A 295-nucleotide genomic window follows, 5' to 3' on the forward strand; every position below is an offset into this window, starting at 1 on the left:
ATCCTGATTGAGCCAATCGCAGGCCAGGGTAGCGTTACCCGCCGGCGCTGCGTTCCGGCCTGGTCCATGTGTTGCGGCCGTCTGCTTCGCTGCCGCCCGGTTCGCCGACAACGCGATCACGTCCCGTCGATTTGGCCTTGTAGAGGCGCTGGTCGGCGAGCGCGAAGAGATCGGCAAGGCAACGAGTCGTCTCGCTGACCGTCGAGATGCCGGCGCTGACGGTGATGTCGAACCGGCTGGTGCTCGCGGACGTCTTGACCGCTTGCCTGACGGTTTCGCCCAGCAGCCTGGCGAG

Annotated in this window: 1 protein-coding gene; it reads right to left on the bottom strand. The window is 66.1% G+C overall.

Features of this window, described 5'->3' with window-relative positions:
- Positions 1-34: 34 nt before the first annotated feature.
- Positions 35-295, bottom strand: a 261-nt coding sequence (locus E5W70_RS15180; RefSeq protein ID WP_292659424.1) for a diguanylate cyclase, incomplete at its 5' end; no start/stop codon positions are given.

The sequence above is a fragment of the Mesorhizobium sp. genome, from assembly GCF_005063415.1.
Taxonomy (GTDB): domain Bacteria; phylum Pseudomonadota; class Alphaproteobacteria; order Rhizobiales; family Rhizobiaceae; genus Mesorhizobium.